Below are 21,201 nucleotides of genomic sequence, written 5' to 3'. Positions count from 1 at the left end.
TGTATTTGCGGCGGCTGCGCACTCAAGCCGTCAATCTATCAGTCGCCTCAAGCCGCCAGCACCGGTACCGCAGCAAGCGATGGCGCCTGCTTGCGCCGCTCGCGCGTCGGCGCCGTGCCGAACGCGTCGCGATAGCTCTTCGAGAAGTGGCACGCCGACTGGAAGCCGCATGCCATCGTGATGTGCATGATCGACATATCCGTTTGCAGCAACAACTCGCGCGCGCGCCGCAGACGCAGCGTCAGGTAGTAATGCGTTGGCGTCATGCCCAGATGTTCGCGGAACAGGCGCTGCAATTGGCGTTGCGACATGCCGGCGAGGCGCGCGAGTTCTTCGCGCGAGAGCGGCTCCTCGATGTTGTTCTCCATCAGCGAGATCACTTCGAAGAGCGACTTGTTGGCCGAGCCGAGTCGCGCCACCAGCGGCATTTTCTGTTGCGCGCTGGTGTCGCGCACATGTTCGACGATGAACTGCTCGGCGATCTGCGTGACGCGTGCCGTGCCGACGCGTGGCGCGATGAGGTTCAGCATCATGTCGAGCGGCGCCACACCGCCGGTACACGTGACGCGATCGCGATCGATCACGAACAGTTCTTTCAGAAAGCGCGTGTCGGGAAACTCTTCCTTGAGCGCCGACATGTTCTCCCAGTGAATCGCGCAAGCATAACCCGCCAGTAAGCCGGCGCGCGCCAGCGCGTAGGTGCCGGTGCACAGGCTGCCGAGCACGCAACCCAGCCGCGCGAAGCGGCGCAACGCGGAAAGATGGGCGGGAGTGGTGGCGCGCTGCACGTCGATGCCGCCGACCACGAACACGATGTCCGGCTGCCCGACGCATTCGACCGGTCCCGTATCGACCGACAAACCGTTGCTGGCCGTGACCGGGCCGCCGTCGGGGCTCACGATCGACCAGCGGTAAAGCGTTTGGCCCGTGAGGTAGTTCGCCATGCGCAGGACTTCGATCGCGTTGGTGAACGCAATCATGGTGAAGTTGGGAACCGGCATGAAAGCGAAATGCGACAACGACGCCGTGCGATCGGTGGACATGAGAGGAATGATTCCTTCGAATCTGTAATGTCACGTCGCCGTGGGGAGCAGCGACTTCTTTAATTTTGATGACTATGGCAACTACCGTGCCATCAGGCTAAACCCTCGGTTACCCCGTATACGGCTCGGATAACTAAACAGGTGGCACCAGAACAGAGCCGTACGGGTCCGCTTGCGCACCTGAAGCGCGCACGGCGTTCGCGTGCAGTGCAGCATGAACACGCGTTCTGCACGCTCGTTCGGTCAAGCGAGGGAGCGCGGCAGCGCCGACTTGTGAAAAAAGGACGCGTATGGCGGAAAAGGCAAAGAACGCGTCTGAATTCATAAATTGGCGGGCGAGGCGAGCGTCAAGAATAGACGCAATGCACACCGGTAGTAGCAGGGGCCAGGCAAAGCCCAGACGCGGCTTCCGGCCTTCCGTCAACGACTCCACGGACCTTCCATGTCGAACCCGAATCCTTTCTTCGAAGCAACGCTCGCCACGCGCGATACAGCGGTGCGCGGCGCTATTCTGAAAGAGCTCGAGCGCCAGCAGTCGCAAGTCGAACTGATCGCGTCGGAAAACATCGTGTCGCGCGCGGTGCTCGAAGCGCAGGGCTCGGTGCTGACCAACAAGTATGCGGAAGGCTATCCGGGAAAGCGTTACTACGGCGGTTGCGAATACGCCGACGTGGTCGAAACGCTGGCGCTCGACCGCATCAAGCAACTCTTCAACGCGAAATTCGCCAACGTGCAGCCGCATTCCGGCGCCCAGGCGAACGGCGCGGTGATGCTCGCGCTGGTGAAACCGGGCGACACGGTGCTAGGCATGTCGCTCGACGCGGGCGGCCACCTCACGCACGGCGCCAAGCCGGCCATGTCGGGCAAGTGGTTCAACGCGGTGCAGTACGGCGTGAATCGCGACACGATGCTGATCGATTACGAACAGATCGAAGAACTCGCGCAGCAGCACAAACCCGCATTGCTGATCGCCGGCTTTTCGGCTTATCCGCGTGCGCTGGATTTTGCACGACTGCGCGCGATCGCCGATAGCGTCGGCGCAAAGTTGATGGTGGATATGGCGCACATTGCCGGGATCATCGCGGCGGGGCGTCACCAGAATCCGGTCGAGCATGCGCACGTGGTGACGTCGACCACGCACAAGACACTGCGCGGTCCGCGCGGCGGCTTTGTACTGACGAATGACGAAGACATCGCGAAGAAGATCAACTCGGCCGTGTTCCCTGGCTTGCAGGGCGGCCCGCTGATGCATGTGATCGCCGGCAAGGCGGTCGCGTTCGGCGAAGCGCTGGAACCGGGCTTCAAGACCTACATCGACAGCGTGCTCGCGAATGCGCAGGCGCTCGGCGAAGTGCTCAAGGCAGGCGGCGTCGATCTGGTGACAGGCGGCACGGACAACCATCTGCTGCTGGTCGATCTGCGACCCAAGGGCCTGAAAGGCAACCAGGTCGAGCAGGCGCTGGAGCGCGCGGGCATCACCTGCAACAAGAACGGCATTCCCTTCGATACCGAGAAGCCGACGATCACTTCAGGCATCCGCCTGGGTGCACCCGCGGGCACCACGCGCGGCTTCGGCGTCAGCGAATTCCGCGAAATCGGGCGGCTGATCGTCGAGGTGCTCGACGCGCTGCGCGACCAACCCGAAGGCCATGCCGCCACCGAACAACGCGTGCGCCGCGAGATTTTCGCGCTGTGCGAACGCTTTCCCATCTACTGAGTACGCCTGGAGCACACGATGAGCACATTGCACGACAACAGCATCATCATCGACGGTCTGAACATTTCGAAGTTCGAGCGCTCGGTGTTCGAGGACATGCGCAAGGGCGGCGTGACCGCGGTGAACTGCACGGTCTCAGTCTGGGAAAGCTTCCAGAAGACCGTCGACAACATCGCCGAAATGAAGCAGCAGATTCGCGAGTACGGCGAGATTCTCACACTGGTGCGCACCACGGACGACATTTTCCGCGCGAAGAAAGAGAACAAGACAGGCATCATTTTCGGCTTCCAGAACGCGCATGCTTTCGAGGACAACCTCGGCTATATCGAGGCGTTCAAGGACCTCGGCGTGAACGTAGTGCAGCTTTGCTACAACACGCAGAACCTCGTAGGCACCGGTTGCTATGAGCGCGACGGCGGCCTGTCGGGCTATGGCCGCGAGGTGATCCAGGAGATGAACCGCGTCGGCATCATGGTCGATCTCTCGCATGTGGGCGGCAAGACTTCTTCTGAGGCGATCGCCGCGTCGAACAAGCCGGTGTGCTACTCGCATTGCTGCCCGTCGGGTCTGAAAGAGCATCCGCGCAACAAGAGCGACGAGCAACTGAAAGAGATCGCGGACGCGGGCGGTTTCGTCGGCGTGACGATGTTCGCACCGTTCCTCAAGCGCGGCCCGGATGCGACCGTCGAAGACTATATCGAAGCGATCGAGTACGTGGTGAATCTGATCGGTGAAGATCAGGTCGGCATCGGCACCGACTTCACGCAAGGCTACAGCACGGAGTTCTTCGACTGGATCACGCACGACAAGGGCCGTTATCGCCAGTTGACGAACTTCGGCAAGGTGGTGAATCCGGAAGGCATCCGCACGATCGGCGAGTTTCCCAACCTGACGGCCGCGATGGAACGCGCCGGCTGGAGCGAGACGCGCATCAAGAAGATCATGGGCGAAAACTGGGTGCGGGTGTTTGGCGAAGTCTGGAAGGTGTGACCTTCCAGCGCTGCTGAAACCTCACTCGCACACATAAAAACCGGAGCCTCCACATGCAACCTCAACTGCCTATCGACGTCGATGCGAACACCGGCGTCTGGACCACCGACGCGCTGCCCATGCTGTACGTGCCGCGTCACTTCTTCACCAACAACCACACCGCCGTGGAAGAAGCGCTCGGCCTCGACACGTATGCCGAGATTCTCTACAAGGCCGGCTACAAGTCCGCGTATTTCTGGTGCGACAAGGAAGCGAAGCAGCACGGCCTCGCCGGCATGGCGGTGTTCGAGCATTACCTGAAGCGTCTGTCGCAACGCGGCTGGGGCATCTTCACGATCACCGAAGCCGACCCGTCGAACTCGCACGCGCGCATCGAACTGCATCACTCGTCGTTCGTGCTGGCGCAGCCGGACAAGGTCGGCAAGCTTTGCTACATGTTCGCCGGCTGGTTCGCGGGCGCGATGGACTGGGTCAACGACACCGCGCCGGACGCGTCGCGCAAGGGCCCGCCGTCGCATTCGAGAGAAGCGCAATGCGCGGCCGAGCACCACGACCACTGCGTGTTCGAAGTGTCGCCGCTGGCTTCCTGAGCGCGCACGGCACCGCAAAAAAGCACTCCATTCCGAGGTCGATCGCAATGCGTTACCCGAACCTTTTCAAGCCTCTCACGCTGAACAAGCTGACCTTGCGCAATCGCATCGTCAGCACCGCGCATGCGGAGGTCTATGCGGAGCCGGGCGGCCTGCCCGGCGACCGCTATATCCGTTACTACGAAGAAAAGGCCAAGGGTGGCGTCGGCCTCGCGGTGTGCGGCGGCTCGAGCCCGGTGTCGATCGACAGTCCGCAAGGCTGGTGGAAGTCGGTGAATCTGTCGACCGACAAGATCATCGATCCGCTCGCGCGGCTCGCCGAAGCCATGCACACGCACGGCGCGAAAATCATGATTCAGGCCACGCACATGGGACGCCGTTCCGCGTTTCATGGCGAGCATTGGCCGCATCTGATGTCGCCGTCCGGTGTGCGTGAGCCGGTGCATCGCGGCAACGCCAAGATCATCGAAGTCGAGGAAATTCGCCGCATCATCAGCGACTTCGCGGCGGCCGCGAAGCGCGTGAAAGACGCGGGCATGGATGGCGTGGAAATCTCGGCAGCGCATCAGCATCTGATCGACCAGTTCTGGAGCCCGCGCACCAATTTTCGCACCGACGAGTGGGGCGGCTCGCTCGAAAACCGCCTGCGTTTCGGTACGGAAGTATTGAAGGCCGTGCGTGAAGCAGTTGGCGCGGACTTCTGTGTGGGCTTGCGCATGTGTGGCGACGAGTTCCATGAAGACGGACTCGATCACGAACAACTGAAGGAAATCGCCCAGGCGATGAGCGAAACTGGCCTGATCGATTACCTCGGCGTGATCGGCTCGGGTGCGGACACGCATAACACGCTCGCCAACTGCATGCCGCCGATGGCGCTGCCGCCCGAACCGTTCGTGCATCTCGCGGCGGGCATCAAGTCGGTGGTGAAGCTGCCGGTCATGCACGCGCAAAGCATTCGCGACGCGGGCCAGGCGGAGCGCCTGCTCGCCAGCGGCATGGTCGATCTGGTCGGCATGACGCGCGCGCAGATCGCCGATCCGCATATGGTCATCAAGATTCGCGATGGCCGCGAGGACGAAATCAAGCAGTGCGTCGGCGCGAATTATTGCATCGACCGCCAGTACAACGGGCTCGACGTGCTGTGCGTGCAGAACGCCGCGACCTCGCGTGAAGAAACGATGCCGCACGTGATCGCCAAAACGCGCGGGCCGAAGCGCAAGGTGGTGGTGGTCGGCGCGGGCCCGGCGGGACTCGAAGCGGCGCGCGTGGCGAAGTCGCGCGGCCACGACGTGGTGCTGTTCGAGAAGAACGACTACGTCGGCGGCCAGATCATGCTGGCCGCGAAAGCGCCGCAGCGCGAACAGATGGCGGGCATCGTGCGCTGGTTCGACATGGAGACGAAGCGCCTCGGCGTGGACCGGCGCCTCGGTGTCGCCGCCGACGAGAAAACCATCATGGCCGAGAAGCCGGACATCGTCGTGCTCGCCACGGGCGGTTCGTCGTTCACGTCGCAAGTGGCGGCGTGGCGCGTCGACGAAGGTCTCGCCGTGAGTTCGTGGGATGTGCTCTCGGGCAAGGTCGAGCCGGGCAAGAACGTGCTGGTGTACGACGGCGTGAGCACGCATGCCGGCGCGGGCGTGGCCGACTTCATGTCGAGCCGCGGTTCGAACGTCGAGATCGTAACGCCGGACGTGAAGGTTGCCGACGATGTGGGCGGCACCACCTTCCCGATCTTCTACCGCCGGCTCTACGCGCAAGGCGTGATCCATACGCCGAACTACTGGCTCGACAAGGTCTACGAGGAAGACGGCAAGAAGATCGCCGTGATCCGCAACGAGTACACCGAAGAGCAGGAAGAGCGCGCGGTCGATCAGGTGGTGATCGAGAACGGCAGCACGCCGAACGACGAGTTGTACTGGAAGCTCAAGCCGGAGTCAGTCAATCGCGGCCAGGTGGACGTGCATAAGCTGTTCGCCTCCGAGCCGCAGCCGTCTTTGAGCGAAGAACTCGGCAACGGCCGCTTCCTGCTGTTCCGTGTCGGCGACTGCATTTCCATGCACAACATTCACGGCGCGATCTACGACGCGCTGCGCCTTTGCAAGGATTTCTGACGATGAGCCCCGTGTTTGTCATCACCGTCCTGCTGTGGTTGTCGGTGGCTGGTCTGGCGTTCGCGCTCGTCAAACGCGCCGCGTATTGGCGCGAAGGCCGCGCGACGGCGGCGGGCGCGTACGGCTGGACCAATCTGCTGTCGATTCCCAAGCGCTACTTCGTGGATCTGCATCATGTGGTGGCGCGCGATCCGTACATCGCCAAAACGCACGTGGCGACCGCGGGCGGCGCGATTCTCGCGATGGCGCTGGTGTTCGTCAACTACGGTCTGGCGATCTACTCGCCGTGGCTCGACAAGCTGATCTTTCTCGCCGCGCTCGTGATGCTGGTCGGCGCAGTGTTCGTCTGGCGTCGGCGTCATGGCGCGAAAGCGGTGCCGGCGCGGCTTTCGCGCGGACCTTGGGATCATCTGCCGCTGTTGCTCGGCTCGTTCGCACTCGGTCTCGTGCTCTTCATCGCACTGCCTGCCGGTGCGATGTCCGGCGCGCTTGCGATCATCGTCGCGCTGCTGATCGCGGCTGGCGCGTTTGCGATGACGTTCGGCGCGGCACGCGGCGGCCCGATGAAGCACGCGCTCGCCGGTCTGCTGCACCTCGCGTTTCATCCGCGTCAGGAGCGTTTTGCCGAGCGCAATGACAACGACGTGGTGCCGCCTACGGCATTGAAAGCGCCGCTGCTCGACGCGAAAGAATACGGCGTCGGCAAGCCGGTCGAGTTTCGCTGGAATCAGTTGCTCAGTTTCGATGCGTGCGTGCAGTGCGGCAAATGCGAAGCGGCCTGTCCCGCGTTCGCCGCCGGTCAGCCGCTCAATCCGAAGAAGCTGATTCAGGATCTGGTCACGGGCATGGTAGGCGGCACGGACGCGGAATACGCGGGCAGTCCCACGCCGGGCATTCCGCTCGGCAAGCATGCCGGCGCACCCGATAAGCCGCTCATCTCGACGATGATCGAAGCGGACACGCTGTGGTCCTGCACGACCTGCCGCGCGTGCGTGCAGGAATGCCCGATGCTGATCGAACATGTGGACGCGATCGTCGATATGCGCCGCAATCAGACGCTGGTGGAAGGCAGCGTGCCGGGCAAAGGCCCGATCACGCTCGCGAATCTGCGCGAGACGGGCAGCTCGAACGGCTACGACATCGGCGCGCGTTACGACTGGGCCGTCGATCTACAGGTGCAGGTCGCGCAGCCGGGCCGTCCGGTGGACGTGCTGCTGATTGCCGGCGAAGGCGCGTTCGATATGCGCTATCAACGCACGCTACGCGCTTTGGTGAAGGTGCTGAATCGCGCGGGTATCGACTACGCGGTGTTAGGCGGCGTAGAAACCGATACCGGCGACACGGCCCGGCGTCTCGGCGACGAGGCCACCTTCCAGCAACTCGCGCTGAAGCTGATCGGCACGCTCTCGCAGTACTCGTTCCGCAAGATCGTCACCGCCGATCCGCACGTGCTGCACAGCCTGCGCAACGAATATCGCGCGCTGGGCGGTTTCTACGAAGTGCAGCATCACACGGCACTGATCGAGCAACTGGTCGCGAGCGGCAAGCTGACGCCGCGCGCGGTGGCCGCCTTCGCGGATCGCAAGATCACGTATCACGACCCGTGCTATCTGGGCCGCTATAACGGTGAGACCGAAGCGCCGCGCAAGCTGTTGAAGACCATCGGCATCAAGGTCGTGGAGATGGAGCGCAATGGCATGCGCGGACGCTGCTGCGGCGGTGGCGGCGGTGCACCCTTAACCGATATTCCGGGCAAGCGGCGTATTCCGGATATCCGTATCGACGACGCGAAAACCGTCGGCGCGGAGATCGTCGCGGTGGGCTGTCCGAATTGCACGGCGATGCTCGAAGGCGTGGTGGGGCCGCGTCCGGAAGTGCTGGACGTCGCCGAACTGGTTGCAGCGGCGCTGGGGTAACGCGATGAACACGCTCAAACGAATCGATCCGCGCCGTCCGTTCACGATCACGGCAGACGGACTCAAACGCATCACGCTCGGCGTAGTGGGTGCGGCCGGTTCAATGGAAACGGCCACGCACGGCGCCGGCGCCTTGCACCGCGAACAGGCCAAACCGCGCCGCACCACGGCGGCGCCTCAGCGCGTGATACTCGTGGCCGCGCATGCGGACCGTGGCGCATTGGACGACCACGCGCGCCAGACATTGGCCGGCGCGGCGCTGATTGCCGACGCCGCGACCGAAGTCGTGCTGCTGGTATTCGGCGAGTTCAGCGGCGATGCTGCCGCGCTCGGCGCCGACAAACTGATCGAGTTGCCGATGTTCGACCGCCGCAATTTTGCGCCGCTGGACGAATTGAACGCGCTGGCTGCGTGTGTCGCGGCGTACGCGCCGGTGCACATTTTCCTGCCGGACAACGCAACCGGCGACGGCGATCTCGGCCGCCGCTATGCCGCAGCCGCGAATGCAAGCGTGGCGGCGCATGTCGTCGAGATCGATGCCGCGCATGTGGCGAGCTATGTTCAAGCGAATACAGCGTTCGCCTCGCGCGCTTTGCCCGAGGTGGTGCTGCTCGCGCCCAACGCAGTGGATGCAAAGCTGCCGTTTGTCGGTGCGGGCGAACGCGTCATGTGGCGTTTCGACGGCGAACCTGCATCGCAGCAGCAAGGCCACGGCACAGTGCGCGATCTGGGCATCGAGGAAATCGACGCCGCGCAACTGGCGCTCGAAGAAGCGGATTTCATCGTCTCGGCCGGCAACGGCGTGACCGACGTGCCGGCGTTCGAGCGTCTCGCGGTCACGCTGGGCGCGGCAATCGGCGCGAGCCGCGTTGCCGTGGACGACGGCAAGTTCACCCGCGACAAACAGATCGGCGCGACCGGCAAGACCGTCGAGGCAAGCGTCTATATCGCGTTCGGCATTTCCGGCGCGGTGCAGCATCTGCAAGGCATCAAGGATTGCCGGCATGTGATCGCGGTGAACCTCGACGCCAGCGCGCCGATCGCCAAACGCGCGAATCTCACGGTGATCGCGGACGCACAGGAAACCATCGCGGCGCTCAACGAAGCGGCGGCCGCGGCGCGCATGGCACGCGGAACCGGTGCGGCGCTGCTGAATTCAACGGCTGTGGCCGAAGGAGCGCTGGCATGAAGATCGCCGTCCTCGTTTCCGTGGGCCGTCATCCGGTGAGCGGCACCGCGCGCTACAGCCGCAACGACGCCGCCGCGCTGACTCTCGCGCTTTCGCTTGCCAAAACGCACAACGCAACGCTCGACGTGTTGCATGCGGGCGATCCGTCTAACCCTGCGTTAAAGGAATATCTGGCGCTCGGCGCACGCTCAGTCGAAGTGCTCGAAATAGCCGCAACGCCTGAATTGCAAGCCGACGCAGCGGCGCCGCTCGTCGCGCGTCTGCGTGGCTACGACCTCGTACTGACCGGCACGCGCGCTGAAGGCGCGTTCGACAGCGGCATGCTGCCGTATCGCGTCGCCAATGCGCTGGAAATGCCGCTGGTCGGCGCCGCCGTCGACATCACGCTGCGCGACGGCTGCGCGGAAGTCCGCCAATTCATGCCGAAGGGTTTGCGCCGCCGCGTGGAAGTGCGGCTGCCCGCGTTGATCGCCGTGCATCCGCTCGCCAACGCCGCACCGACCTACGCGTATGCGCGCTTGCGCGAAGGCACGATCCGCCCGGTTGCGGCGCCTGCCGCCGCCAACCCCGACGACCTCGCCTGGACCGTACGCCCGGCAGCCGCCAAACCCATGCGGCTCGCCGCGGCCGAAAAGCGCTCCGGCCACGCCCGCATGCTCTCGGCGACGACAACCGAAAGCCGTGGCGGCAGCGTCGTAATTGAAGGAAGTTCTGTCGAAAAAGCACAAGTGATCCTGGCGTATTTGCGCGAGCATCAACTCGTGGATTACTGATTTCCGGTTCGGGCCAGCACGCGTCCAGGAGGGCCTGGCGCGGCGCCAGACGTGACATGCAACGGAGCACACAATGAAAGTTTCGGCAGACGTTCGCGCAATGATCGAACGCCGCAAAAAGAATTACACGCTGGAAGCGCCGTTCTACACGAGCGAGGATATTTTCGCGCTCGACATGGACGCAATCTTCCGGCAACACTGGATCCAGGTTGCGGTGGAACCGGACGTGCCGGAACCAGGCGATTACATCACGGTGGAGATCGGCAACGATTCGATCCTGATCGTACGCGACGACGACATGCAGGTGAGGGCGTTTCACAACGTCTGCCGCCATCGCGGCGCGCGCCTGTGCAATACCGACAAAGGCTCGCTCGGCAATATCGTCTGCCCGTATCACAGCTGGACCTACAACCTGAACGGCGACCTGATGTTCGCCGAACACATGGGCGATCAGTTCGACCGCTGCAAACATAGTCTGAAGTCCGTGCATGTCGAGAACCTGGCGGGCCTCATTTTCATTTGCCTCGCCGACAATCCGCCGACCGACTTCGCCGTGATGCGCGCGGCGATGGAACCGTATCTGCAGCCGCACGATCTGGCCGGATGCAAGATCGCGGCCTCGATCGACATTATCGAAGACGGCAACTGGAAGCTCACGATGGAGAACAATCGCGAGTGCTATCACTGCGTCGCGAACCATCCCGAGCTGACCGTTTCGCTCTACGAATACGGCTTCGGTTATCAACGCACGCCGGCCAACGAAGAGGGCATGGCCGCGTTCGAAGAGACCGTGGCGCGCCGTACCGCGCAATGGGAGGCGATGAAACTGCCGTCGGCGGAAATCGAACGGCTGGCCGATCTGGTCACGGGTTTCCGCACGCAACGCCTGCCGCTCGATCGCGACGGCGAATCGCAGACGCTCGACGCGAAAGTGGCGTCGAAGAAACTGCTCGGCGGCTTCGAGCAGGCGGACCTCGGCGGACTGTCGTTCTGGACGCAGCCGAATTCGTGGCATCACTTCATGAGCGATCACATCGTCAGCTTCTCGGTGATTCCGCTCTCGGCCGGCAAGACGCTGGTGCGCACCAAGTGGCTCGTTCACAAGGATGCTCGCGAAGGCATCGACTACGACGTGAACAACCTCACAGCCGTGTGGCGCGCCACCAACGACCAGGACCGCGCGCTCGTCGAATACTCGCAGCGCGGCGCGACCAGCAGCGCGTATGAGCCGGGTCCGTATTCGCCGTTCACGGAAGGTCTCGTGGAAAAATTCTGCGAGTGGTACATCGCGCGCATGGCGGATTACGGCAATGCGCCCCAAACCCACGACGCCGGCGATACCGCGCCGGCCTCGCATGGCGAAAAAGTCGTGTCCTTCATGCGCTGAGCGCGACGCTGCAACCAGGAGTCGGAGAAAACAATGATGCGCGATCAGGCGACGTTTCAACTGAGCCCCGAACCGGCTCCAGATCACGCTGCGAGCCGCGTCACGCAGCCGCGGTTCTGGGAGACGTTGCCGCCACGCTGGAATAGCGATACCGACGACACGCTGGTGTGCTGCCAGGTTCGTCAGGAAACGCACGACGTGAAGAGCTTTTTCTTCCGTGCGCCGTCCGGGCGGGCCTTCGTGTTCGAGCCGGGGCAGTTCATCACGCTGGAACTGGAGATCGACGGTGAATCGATCAACCGTTGCTATACGATTTCTTCGCCGCCCACGCGTCCTCACACGATCTCGATCACGGTGAAGCGCGTGCCGGGCGGCAAGGTCTCCAACTGGCTGCACGACAATCTGCATGCGGGCGCGGAGGTTCGTGTGCTCGGGCCGTCGGGCGAGTTCACCTGCGCGCGGCATCCGGCGCGCAAGTTCCTGTTTCTATCCGCCGGTTCGGGGATCACGCCGTTGATGTCGATGAGCCGCGCGCATCACGAACTCGGTGAAGACAGCGACATCGTGTTCGTGCATAGCGCCCGCACGCCGGACGACATCATCTTCGCGCGCGAGCTCGATCTGATCGCGTCGAATCAGGCCCATTTCCGCACGGCGTTCGTTTGCGAGCGGGTTGGCGCACGCACGAACTGGCCCGGTGTCACTGGCTTTCTGACCTTGCCGTTGCTCAAGCTCATCGCGCCGGATTATCTGGAACGCGAGATTTTCACCTGCGGACCCGCGCCATATATGCAAGCCGTGCGCAATCTGCTGGATGAAGGCGGCTTCGATCGCGGCCATTATCACGAGGAAAGTTTTTCCTTCGAGACGGTCAGTGAAGTGGCCGCGCAATTGACCACTGCGCACGTCGCGGACGCATTGCAGAGCATTGGCGCGCCGGTGACCGCGGATAGTTTCGTCGAGGCGCGCGAGGAGGCGCCTGGATTCGCGCCCGCACCCGTTTCCATCGAAACAGAAATCCGCTTCAAGGTGAGTTTCGCCAAAAGCAATCGCGAGATCGAATGCGGCAGCGGCCAGCACGTGCTCGACGCGGCGAAGAAAGCGGGCGTGAGGTTGCCGGCGTCGTGTACACAGGGCATGTGCGGCACCTGCAAGGTCAAGCTGGTGTCGGGTGAAGTCGCGATGAAACACGCCGGCGGGATTCGCCAGCGTGAGATCGATCAGGGCATGGTGCTGCTGTGCTGCAGCAAGCCGTTGAGCGATCTCGTCGTCGATAAGTAAGACGAGAAGAAGATGGGTCCAATGGCGGGAAGTCGCGTGCGGACAACTGCATGTCGGAAAACAACGCTACCCGGTAATTCTGGCTGGCGATTCTAAATGCTCATTGGGTTGTTTTGACGGCAAAGGGAGAACGGCGATGAGACTGATCAAAAAGATATTCGTGTTGAGCGCCATGAGCGCGGCGCTGGCGGCAAGCAGCGTGAGCGTGTCGGCCGATAGCAAGCCGACCATCAAGATCGGTTACGTGGAAGGCTGGGACGATAGCGTCGCGACCTCGAACGTGGCCGCGCGCGTGATCGAAAAGCGCCTCGGCTATCAGGTCACACTCGTGCCGGTCGCGGCCGGCGTGATGTGGCAGGGCGTGGCGCGCGGCGACCTGGACGCGACGCTGTCGGCGTGGCTGCCGGTCACGCACGGCGCGTACTGGAACAACTTCAAGGACAAGGTGGTCGACCTCGGGCCGAACTTCAACGACGCGAAGATCGGCCTGATCGTGCCGGATAACGTCGACGTGAAGAGCCTGAGCGATCTGGAAGCCAAGAAGGCGGAGTTTGGCTCACGCATCGTCGGGATCGACGCCGGCGCGGGCGTGATGCAGAAAACCAGCGAGGCGATCAAGGCCTACGGACTCGACTATCAGTTGATGCCGAGTTCAGGCAGCGCGATGACCGCTGAACTGGCGCGTTCGGAAGCGGCGAGCAAGCCGATTATCGTGACGGGTTGGAAGCCGCACTGGATGTTCGCGAAGTACAAGCTCAAATTCCTCGACGACCCGAAGAAGGTGTTCGGCGAAGCGGAGCACGTGGATAGCGTCGTGAATCCTGAACTCGAGAAGAAGGCGCCGCCGGTCGTCGCGTTCCTCAAGAAGTTCCAGTGGAAGCCGGGCGAGATCGACAGCGTGATGCTGGCGACCCAGAACGGCGAAAAGCCGACCGCCGCGGCGGATGCATGGATCAGTGCGCATGGCGACCGGGTGGATAGCTGGGTGAAGTGATTCCGCCGGGCACTGCCGGGCATACTCGTACGAAAGCGTTGCCGCCTTGATGAAGCGGCAACGCCTGAAAAAACGTGAACGCCGCTTCTAGCGGCGTTCTTTTCGTTTACTGCAGGACAACAGTTCGATCGCCGTTGATAAACACGCGCCGTTCGATAAACGCCTTGACGGCCCGCGCAAGCGTAATGCATTCGACGTCGCGTCCCGTGGCAAGCAGACGCTCCGGGCTATACGAATGATCCACGCGCTCCACCACCTGTTCGATGATCGGACCTTCGTCCAGATCGTCGGTGACGAAATGCGCGGTCGCGCCGATCAGTTTGACGCCGCGTGTATGCGCCTGGTGATACGGCTTGGCGCCCTTGAAGCCGGGCAGAAACGAATGATGGATATTGATCGCTCGCGCGGCCAATGCACGGCTCGTTTCGCCGGAGAGAATCTGCATGTAGCGCGCGAGAATCATCAGTTCGGCACCCGAAGTCTCGAACAGATCGAGCAAACGCGCTTCCTGTTGCGGCTTCGTGTCGGCAGTGATCGGCAGATGGTGGAAGGGCAGGCCGTGCTGCTGCGCCAACGGTTCGAGATCGCGATGATTCGAGCCGATGCCGACAATGTCCATCTTCAGCTCGCCCATGCGCCAGCGGAACAGCAGATCGGCGAGACAGTGTTCGAGTTTCGACACCATGATCAGCACCTTCGGGCGCGTGCCGACATCGTGCATCGCCCATGTCATGCGGAAGCGCTCGGCGATGGGCTCGAATTCGCGCCTGAGGGCCGTGGCGTGCAGCGTCTCCTGAGTGTCGACGCCATGAAAGACGCAGCGCACGAAAAAGCGCTCGCTGAGGTCGTCGTCGAAAACGGTCAGTTCGTCGATATAGCAATGATGCCGGTCGAGAAAGCCGACGACAGCGGCAACCTGGCCCGCCGCGCTCGGACAGGCGACGGTGAGAACCAGCTGATCGGGACGGGAATCGGCGGACATGCGCACTCCACTTGGACAATAGTACGATGCCACGGGGCGCGGCATGCATCATCGCAGTAGAGCAAATCAGGCGGGCACGCGGATAGAAGCTAACCGCCGTCGCGCTGGAACGGGAGCGTCAGGCTACCGCGCAGCGCTTATTCCGCGTCGAGCCCGCATTCGCCGAGCAGCCATTGGCGAAATGCGCTGACCACGGGTGTCGCCGCGCGCTGCGTGACGAGCAGATAGCCGCGCTGCGTGACGACCGGCGGGTCGAACAGTTCGACGAGTTGCCCGGTGGCAAGCAGTTCATCGACCAGCGGCGCCCAGCCCAGCGCAACGCCCTGGCCCATGATCGCCGCATGGGCGACGAGCGTAAAACTGTTGAACGTGATGCCGCGATGCGCGGCGGGCGCATCGAGTTCGTGCGCGGCGAACCAGTCGGCCCATGACAGCCAGCGCGCCGGCTGGGTCGGCTCGAGATGCAGGAGCGGCAGATTCAGCAGATCAGCGGGCGCGCGCAATGACGGGTGCGCCGCGAGAAATGCCGGGCTGCACACCGGCGTGACGCGCTCGGGAAACAGCTTGACCACGCCGCGCGCGGTCCAGTCCGCGTGTTCATCGCCGAACGCAATGGCGATGTCCGCCTGATCGTGCGACGGATCGAACACGCTTTGCGACGTAATGATCTTCACGTCGACGTCCGGCATCAGCGCCTTGAACTGCGATAGACGCGGCATCAGCCAATAGGTGGCGAAGCCGAAGTCGGTGGAGAGGGTGAGCGTTTGCGGCGTGCGCCGCGCGCGGATTTCGCTGGTGGCGTGGCGAATCGTGTCCAACGCATGGCGTACCGCTTCGAAGAGCCGTTCGCCGTCTTCGGTGAGCGTGACGCCGCGATGGCCGCGCTCGAACAGCGGCGCGCCCAGCGCTTCCTCTAGCTGCACGACGCGTTGACTCACCGCGGGCTGGGTCGAACCCAGTTCGCGCGCGGCCGCCGTGAAGCTGGCCAGACGCGCGGCGGACTCGAACATCGTCAACGCCTGCATAGGCGGCAAGCGGTCCTGTCTCGACATAACACCCTCTTATAGGCACATAACGAATTGCCGTCTTCACAGCCGCGAATTGGACGGCAATAGTGGTGCTCATGGCGGGCCCGGCATGCTGGCAGCCCGCTCGCCGTGGCATCCATCACGGCATCCGCATCGACACATGCGATTCTATTCGAGGCGCGCACTCATGCTTGACACCAAAAAGAATATTCTCATTCTGATGGCCGACCAGATGACACCGTTCGCGCTGGCCGCGTACGGACACCCTCTGACGAAGACGCCCAATCTCGATCGCCTCGCGCAGCAGGGCGTGGTATTCGAATCGGCCTATTGCGCGAGCCCGCTGTGCGCGCCTTCGCGATTCTCTTTTTTGTCGGGCAAGCTGCCGTCCGCCATCGGTGCCTATGACAACGCAGCGGAATTTCCGTCGCAAACGCTGACATTCGCGCATTATCTTCGCGCTGAAGGATATCGAACCATTCTGTCGGGCAAGATGCATTTCTGCGGCGCCGATCAGTTGCATGGCTTCGAAGAACGGCTCACCACTGACATCTATCCCGCCGATTTCGGCTGGACACCCGACTGGGACCACTTCGAAGCACGTCCCACGTGGTATCACAACATGAGTTCGGTAATCGACGCGGGTCCGTGCGTGCGCACCAATCAACTCGACTTCGACGACGAAGTCACGTTCACCACCCGCCAGAAACTCTTCGATATCGCGCGCGAACGTCATGCGGGCAAGGATGCACGGCCGTTCTGCATGGTCGCCTCGCTGACGCATCCGCACGACCCGTACGCGATTCCGCAAAAGTACTGGGATATGTATCGTGACGAAGATATCGACATGCCCGCGTTTCGCGATTCGTTCGAACATGCGGACCTGCACTCGAAGCGTCTGCGCCATGTGTATGAGGCAGATCGCACGCCGCCTACCGATCAGCAGATCCGCAATGCGCGCCGCGCTTACTACGGCGCGATCTCCTACGTCGACGACCAGTTCGGCGCGATCCTCGAAGCGCTCGACCAGGCTGGGCTCGCGCAAGATACGGTGATCGTCGTGACGTCCGATCACGGCGAGATGCTCGGCGAGCGCGGCCTCTGGTACAAGATGACTTTCTTCGAAGGCGGTTGCCGCGTGCCGTTGATCGTGCATGCGCCGCAGCAATTCGACGCGCATCGCGTGAAGGCCTCTGTTTCGCATCTCGATCTGGTGCCGACACTCGTCGAACTGGCGCGCGGCGAGCAACCGGCCGTGTGGCCCGATTCGCTCGATGGACAAACCCTCGTGCCGCATCTGCTGGGCAGGCAAGGCGGCCATGATGAAGCCATCGGCGAATACCTGGGCGAGGGCGCGATTGCGCCAATTGTGATGCTGCGGCGTGGGCCGTTCAAGTTCATTCATACGCCAGCCGATCCCGATCAACTCTATGACGTCTCAGCCGATCCGCTGGAACGCGAAAACCTTGCCGCGCGCAGCGAATATGCTTCACAAGTCGCGGCATTCCGTGAGGAAATCGCGCAACGCTGGGACCTCGCCGCGCTGCACAACGAAGTGCTGAAAAGCCAGCGGCGCCGCCATTTTCACTTTGCGTCGACTACGCAAGGCACGGTCGCGTCCTGGGACTGGCAACCGCGCGTCGATGCGAGCCAGCGCTATATGCGCAATCACATCGACCTCGATACGCTCGAAGCAATGGCGCGCTTTCCCGCCATCGCCCGTTGATCCGCACGCTGCCCACTCACGATCCAATCCACCCCACGAACAGGAAGCCGACATAATGAAAAAGCTCTTCAGACAGGCGGTAACCGGCGTTGCGCTGCTGTGCGCGGCAGCCACTTTCGCCTCGGCCGCCGAGCCGCAGTCGTGCACGCAGGTCAACATGGCCGGGCCCGGATGGACCGACATCGACGCGACCAATGCAATGACCGGCGTATTGTTGAAGGCGCTCGGCTATAAGCAGAACGTGGCGAACCTGTCGGTGCCAATCACGTATCAAGGCCTGAAGAAAGGGCAGATCGACGTGTTCCTCGGCAACTGGATGCCGGCGCAGGCGCCGGTGGTCAAACCGTTCGAAGAAGAAAAGTCGATCGAGGTCGTGCATCCGAATCTGAGCAACGCCAAGTTCACGCTGGCCGTGCCCGACTATGTGGCCGCCGCCGGCATTCATTCTTTCGCGGACCTGGCGAAAAATGCCGACAAGTTCGACAGCAAGATTTATGGCATCGAGCCTGGCGCACCGGCCAATCAGAACATCAAGAAAATGGTCGACGACAAGGCGTTCGGACTCGGCAACTGGAAGCTTGTCGAATCGAGCGAGACGGGCATGCTCACGCAAGTGGAGCGCGCGGTGCGCGAGAAGAAGTGGATTGTCTTTCTCGCGTGGGAGCCGCATTTGATGAACACGAAGTTCAAGCTCACGTACCTTGACGGCGGGGACAAGTACTTTGGGCCCAACTACGGCGGTGCCACAGTCAATACGGTCGCGCGCAGCGGCTATGCCACGCAGTGTCCGAATGTCGGGCGGCTTTTCAAACAACTCACCTTCAACGTCGATCTGGAGAACGGCGTGATTACCGAAGTACTCGAAAAGAAAACGGGCGTGGATGTCGCCGCCACGGAAGCACTCAAGCGTCACCCCGAATTGTTGAAGTCGTGGCTCGACGGCGTGAACACCGCGAGCGGCGCCAATGGCCTGCAAGCGGTGCAGACCGCACTCGGCGTGAAATAACAGCCGCATTCCTAACGATGAGGTCGCGGTGCGACAGATTTATGTCGCATCCGGTCGAATCTTCGTAAATCTGGACCCGTATTCTTGATCCGGCAATGCGGACGTGAGTGGCTATTGCATGCATCGTAGATAGCTCCAATTCGTTTCACTCGGTCTCAGCCGGTTTCTGAACTGCCCGTCATGCGAGAAGCGCCGCGCGTTGGACAACGACACGCAGCAGGGATCGCTTTATCCAACGAAATACGCAGGCAAAGAGCAGGGGAGAATTAGATGAAGAAGAGAAATGCCGCCAGCCTTTCGGGACTCGCTATCGCGGCAAGCGCTGTATGCGCGCCGACGGCTGCCCATGCACAAAGCAGCGTCACACTTTACGGCATTCTGGATGCCGGCATTACCTACGTGAACAATGCCGGCGGCGCTCACCAGTTTAAATTCGACGACGGTATTTCATACGGCAACCGGATCGGCTTCAAGGGCGTCGAGGATCTCGGCGGCGGCTTGCAGGCGGTGTTCGTGCTCGAATCGGGTTTTCATGTGGGCAACGGGCAACTTGCATTCGGCGGTGCCGAGTTCGGACGTCAGGCTTATGTGGGCCTGAAGAACAACTGGGGGCAACTCTCGCTGGGTAATCAGCTCGACATGACGGAGGAGTTCGTCTACCTCTACAACATCTCGGCGTGGGCGAGCGGCTACGCGATCCATCAGGGCGACTTCGACCGCATGAACGGCGACCGGCTGCCGAATTCGATCAAGTTCCTCTCCAACGACTATGCCGGCTTCTCGTTCGGCGGCATGTATTCGTTCGGCAATACCGCCGGTGACTTCCACAACAAGAGCGCGTGGAGCGTGGGCGCGCGTTACGAGCACAGCGCGTTCAACATGGGCGCGGCCTATACGCAGTTGAACAATCCGAACGGCATCTATGCATTCGACCCGTACGCGATGATCGGCACACGCACGTTCCTCGGCAAGCCGACCGTGTCTGTCGATCCGGCGACCGGCGCGGTGACGGATCTATACAGCTCGTCGCCGTTTCCGGTCGACAAGCAAGGGGCGTTCGCAGTCGGCGCGGCCTATACGATCGGCAAGGTCATGTTGAGCGGCAACTTTACGTACACGACCATCAAGGGAGTCGGCGAGACCTCGCATATGCAGGTCTATGAGGCGGGCGCCTCGTACACCTTCACGCCCGCGTTGATGTTGTACGGCGGCTATCAGCACACGCGGTTCGAAGGCAATCACTGGAACCAGGGCTCGCTCGGGCTGCATTACCTGCTGTCCAAGCGCACGGACGTCTACGTCTCCGGCGATTATCTGCGCGCGTCGGATGGCGTGAATGCGGTGATCGGCTATAGCTTCACGCCGTCCACGTCGAACACGCAGAGCGATGTGCGGATCGGCATGCGGCATTCGTTCTGACGCGTTGACACGCGAAGGCTCGAAGGTGTCCCGGTTCACGGGACACCAGCTGTGCCGTTACGCTGCGCGCTCGAGCTGCTTCTTGAACGTCTCGATCAGCGCCCGCACTTTGGGCGGAGGATGACTCGTGGGCGGAAAGATAGCCTGAATACTCGCGGGCTCGGTCGCCCATTCCGGCAGCAGGCGGATCAGCCGACCCGCAGCGATATCGCCGCCGATCGAGAAGTCCGTCAACAGGCCGAAGCCGCCGCCGGCGAGGGTCGCTGCGCGGCAGGCGTCGGCGGTGTTCACCAGCAACGCGTTTTCGCAGCGCACGCTTTCGGCGTCGCCATCGCCTTTGCCGCCGTTGCGCTGCAGGTCGAGCGTCAGCGGACGCGGCAACACCGTCAACGCGCAGAAGGGCATGGCCGACAGTTCGGCGGGTGTTTGCGGTAGCCCCCAGGTCTCGACGAAATCCGGGCTCGCCACGATCCATTTGACGAAGCTGCCCAGTTTCACCGCGCGGAAGTTGGAATCGGCAAGCCGGCCCAGGCGGATCGCGACGTCGATGCCGTCCGCGATCAGATCCACATAACGATCGGTGCACAGCAACTCGACATTGAGTTGCGGATGCGTGCGGCGCAATTCCACTAATACCGGCGCGACCGCAAGCGAACCGTAATCGATCGGCGAGCTCACGCGCAACGTGCCGCGCACGGGCGCCGTTTCGCCGCCGATCGCCGCCAGCGCGTCTTCCGTGGCGCGGAGGATTTTCACGCTCGCTTCGTAGAATGCGCGGCCGGGCTCGGTCAAACCGAGCCGCCGCGTTGTGCGCACCAGCAGGCTCGCGCCCACCTCCGCTTCGAGCCGCTGCATGTGCGTGCTGACCATCGTCTTGGCGAGGCCCAGACGCGCCGCCGCGGCGGTTAGCGAGCCAGCCTCGACGACCGCGACGAAGATCGCCAGCCGGTTCAGGTTTACGTCGCGTACGTCGGCCATGGTGGATTGTCCATCTTCGATTGACTGTGTTTCCCGGATTATCAGGCTTCTGCAAAGGGGTGCGGGCGGAT

Annotated in this window: 17 protein-coding genes; 13 read left to right on the top strand and 4 right to left on the bottom strand. The window is 62.5% G+C overall.

The genetic code is table 11. From position 1 onward, the window contains the following. Positions 1-47: 47 nt before the first annotated feature. Positions 48-1,043: a GlxA family transcriptional regulator gene (locus tag B0G81_RS11835; protein WP_106280835.1), complete on the bottom strand. Its 996-nt coding sequence runs from the start codon at positions 1,041-1,043 to the stop codon at positions 48-50. Between the two features lie 442 nt (positions 1,044-1,485). Here B0G81_RS11835 and B0G81_RS11830 point away from each other — a divergent pair, with 442 nt between their 5' ends. The 10 genes from B0G81_RS11830 to B0G81_RS11785 all read left to right on the top strand — a co-directional run bounded on the left by B0G81_RS11830 (position 1,486) and on the right by B0G81_RS11785 (position 13,991). Beyond that, entirely contained in the window at positions 1,486-2,760 is a 1,275-nt protein-coding gene (locus B0G81_RS11830; RefSeq protein WP_134135547.1) for a serine hydroxymethyltransferase, read from the top strand. Positions 2,761-2,778: 18 nt separating this feature from the next. Then, positions 2,779-3,750, top strand: coding sequence for a dipeptidase (locus B0G81_RS11825; RefSeq protein WP_106280831.1), 972 nt, complete (start codon positions 2,779-2,781; stop codon positions 3,748-3,750). Between the two features lie 53 nt (positions 3,751-3,803). Next, positions 3,804-4,340: a DUF5943 domain-containing protein gene (locus B0G81_RS11820; protein WP_134135545.1), complete on the top strand. Its 537-nt coding sequence runs from the start codon at positions 3,804-3,806 to the stop codon at positions 4,338-4,340. Between the two features lie 47 nt (positions 4,341-4,387). Beyond that, on the top strand, positions 4,388-6,451 hold the full coding sequence (locus B0G81_RS11815) for an NADH:flavin oxidoreductase (protein WP_134135543.1): 2,064 nt from the start codon (positions 4,388-4,390) through the stop codon (positions 6,449-6,451). 2 nt (positions 6,452-6,453) lie between these two features. Beyond that, on the top strand, positions 6,454-8,367 hold the full coding sequence (locus B0G81_RS11810) for a (Fe-S)-binding protein (protein ID WP_134135541.1): 1,914 nt from the start codon (positions 6,454-6,456) through the stop codon (positions 8,365-8,367). A gap of 4 nt (positions 8,368-8,371) precedes the next feature. Continuing rightward, positions 8,372-9,556, top strand: coding sequence for an electron transfer flavoprotein subunit alpha/FixB family protein (locus B0G81_RS11805; RefSeq protein ID WP_134135538.1), 1,185 nt, complete (start codon positions 8,372-8,374; stop codon positions 9,554-9,556). Further along, positions 9,553-10,329, top strand: coding sequence for an electron transfer flavoprotein subunit beta/FixA family protein (locus tag B0G81_RS11800; protein ID WP_134135537.1), 777 nt, complete (start codon positions 9,553-9,555; stop codon positions 10,327-10,329). The genes B0G81_RS11805 and B0G81_RS11800 overlap by 4 nt, the downstream gene beginning before the upstream one ends. Positions 10,330-10,402: 73 nt before the next feature. Continuing rightward, the gene (locus B0G81_RS11795) at positions 10,403-11,716 is read left to right on the top strand and encodes an aromatic ring-hydroxylating dioxygenase subunit alpha (RefSeq protein ID WP_134135536.1); all 1,314 of its coding nucleotides are present in this window, start codon (positions 10,403-10,405) and stop codon (positions 11,714-11,716) included. Between the two features lie 33 nt (positions 11,717-11,749). After that, complete coding sequence (locus B0G81_RS11790) at positions 11,750-12,997, top strand: hybrid-cluster NAD(P)-dependent oxidoreductase (RefSeq protein WP_134135534.1); 1,248 nt, start codon at positions 11,750-11,752, stop codon at positions 12,995-12,997. 136 nt (positions 12,998-13,133) lie between these two features. Beyond that, a complete protein-coding gene (locus B0G81_RS11785; RefSeq protein ID WP_106280818.1) occupies positions 13,134-13,991 on the top strand; it encodes a glycine betaine ABC transporter substrate-binding protein in 858 nt (285 codons plus the stop codon). Positions 13,992-14,097: 106 nt separating this feature from the next. On the opposite strand, the gene purU is transcribed toward B0G81_RS11785, so the two are convergent. Together purU and B0G81_RS11775 are read right to left on the bottom strand one after the other, a co-directional pair. Then, positions 14,098-14,973, bottom strand: a complete 876-nt coding sequence (gene purU / locus B0G81_RS11780) for a formyltetrahydrofolate deformylase (RefSeq protein WP_134135532.1) — start codon at positions 14,971-14,973, stop codon at positions 14,098-14,100. Between the two features lie 137 nt (positions 14,974-15,110). Then, entirely contained in the window at positions 15,111-16,025 is a 915-nt protein-coding gene (locus tag B0G81_RS11775) for a LysR family transcriptional regulator (RefSeq protein ID WP_134135530.1), read from the bottom strand. A 163-nt stretch (positions 16,026-16,188) separates the two neighbouring features. On the opposite strand from B0G81_RS11775, the gene betC reads away from it, so the two are divergent. The 3 genes from betC (at position 16,189) to B0G81_RS11760 (ending at position 20,152) form a co-directional block, all read left to right on the top strand. Further along, on the top strand, positions 16,189-17,727 hold the full coding sequence (gene betC, locus B0G81_RS11770; protein WP_134135528.1) for a choline-sulfatase: 1,539 nt from the start codon (positions 16,189-16,191) through the stop codon (positions 17,725-17,727). 55 nt (positions 17,728-17,782) lie between these two features. Then, positions 17,783-18,733 carry a choline ABC transporter substrate-binding protein gene (locus B0G81_RS11765; protein WP_106280811.1) on the top strand — a complete coding sequence of 317 codons (951 nt, stop codon included), beginning with the start codon at positions 17,783-17,785 and terminating at the stop codon, positions 18,731-18,733. Positions 18,734-19,003: 270 nt separating this feature from the next. Continuing rightward, positions 19,004-20,152: a porin gene (locus B0G81_RS11760; protein WP_116121491.1), complete on the top strand. Its 1,149-nt coding sequence runs from the start codon at positions 19,004-19,006 to the stop codon at positions 20,150-20,152. A 57-nt stretch (positions 20,153-20,209) separates the two neighbouring features. On the opposite strand, the gene B0G81_RS11755 is transcribed toward B0G81_RS11760, so the two are convergent. After that, positions 20,210-21,130, bottom strand: a complete 921-nt coding sequence (locus B0G81_RS11755; protein ID WP_134135526.1) for a LysR family transcriptional regulator — start codon at positions 21,128-21,130, stop codon at positions 20,210-20,212. Positions 21,131-21,201 lie beyond the last annotated feature (71 nt).

The sequence above is a fragment of the Paraburkholderia sp. BL6665CI2N2 genome (genome assembly GCF_004366535.1).
In the GTDB taxonomy this organism is placed as follows: Bacteria; Pseudomonadota; Gammaproteobacteria; order Burkholderiales; family Burkholderiaceae; genus Paraburkholderia.
The sequence above is the reverse complement of the archived record's forward strand: the minus strand, read 5'-3'. Positions and strand labels throughout refer to the sequence as shown.

What these genes read in the sequence shown, in the direction of transcription:
- betC (WP_134135528.1), top strand. Translation starts at nt 16,189, where the DNA reads ATGCTTGACACCAAAAAGAATATTCTCATTCTGATGGCCGACCAGATG.
- B0G81_RS11785 (WP_106280818.1), top strand. Translation starts at nt 13,134, where the DNA reads ATGAGACTGATCAAAAAGATATTCGTGTTGAGCGCCATGAGCGCGGCG.
- B0G81_RS11810 (WP_134135541.1), top strand. Translation starts at nt 6,454, where the DNA reads ATGAGCCCCGTGTTTGTCATCACCGTCCTGCTGTGGTTGTCGGTGGCT.
- B0G81_RS11800 (WP_134135537.1), top strand. Translation starts at nt 9,553, where the DNA reads ATGAAGATCGCCGTCCTCGTTTCCGTGGGCCGTCATCCGGTGAGCGGC.
- B0G81_RS11825 (WP_106280831.1), top strand. Translation starts at nt 2,779, where the DNA reads ATGAGCACATTGCACGACAACAGCATCATCATCGACGGTCTGAACATT.
- B0G81_RS11765 (WP_106280811.1), top strand. Translation starts at nt 17,783, where the DNA reads ATGAAAAAGCTCTTCAGACAGGCGGTAACCGGCGTTGCGCTGCTGTGC.
- B0G81_RS11790 (WP_134135534.1), top strand. Translation starts at nt 11,750, where the DNA reads ATGATGCGCGATCAGGCGACGTTTCAACTGAGCCCCGAACCGGCTCCA.
- B0G81_RS11755 (WP_134135526.1), bottom strand. Translation starts at nt 21,130, where the DNA reads ATGGCCGACGTACGCGACGTAAACCTGAACCGGCTGGCGATCTTCGTC.
- B0G81_RS11820 (WP_134135545.1), top strand. Translation starts at nt 3,804, where the DNA reads ATGCAACCTCAACTGCCTATCGACGTCGATGCGAACACCGGCGTCTGG.
- purU (WP_134135532.1), bottom strand. Translation starts at nt 14,973, where the DNA reads ATGTCCGCCGATTCCCGTCCCGATCAGCTGGTTCTCACCGTCGCCTGT.
- B0G81_RS11775 (WP_134135530.1), bottom strand. Translation starts at nt 16,025, where the DNA reads ATGTCGAGACAGGACCGCTTGCCGCCTATGCAGGCGTTGACGATGTTC.
- B0G81_RS11795 (WP_134135536.1), top strand. Translation starts at nt 10,403, where the DNA reads ATGAAAGTTTCGGCAGACGTTCGCGCAATGATCGAACGCCGCAAAAAG.
- B0G81_RS11805 (WP_134135538.1), top strand. Translation starts at nt 8,372, where the DNA reads ATGAACACGCTCAAACGAATCGATCCGCGCCGTCCGTTCACGATCACG.
- B0G81_RS11835 (WP_106280835.1), bottom strand. Translation starts at nt 1,043, where the DNA reads ATGTCCACCGATCGCACGGCGTCGTTGTCGCATTTCGCTTTCATGCCG.
- B0G81_RS11830 (WP_134135547.1), top strand. Translation starts at nt 1,486, where the DNA reads ATGTCGAACCCGAATCCTTTCTTCGAAGCAACGCTCGCCACGCGCGAT.
- B0G81_RS11815 (WP_134135543.1), top strand. Translation starts at nt 4,388, where the DNA reads ATGCGTTACCCGAACCTTTTCAAGCCTCTCACGCTGAACAAGCTGACC.
- B0G81_RS11760 (WP_116121491.1), top strand. Translation starts at nt 19,004, where the DNA reads ATGAAGAAGAGAAATGCCGCCAGCCTTTCGGGACTCGCTATCGCGGCA.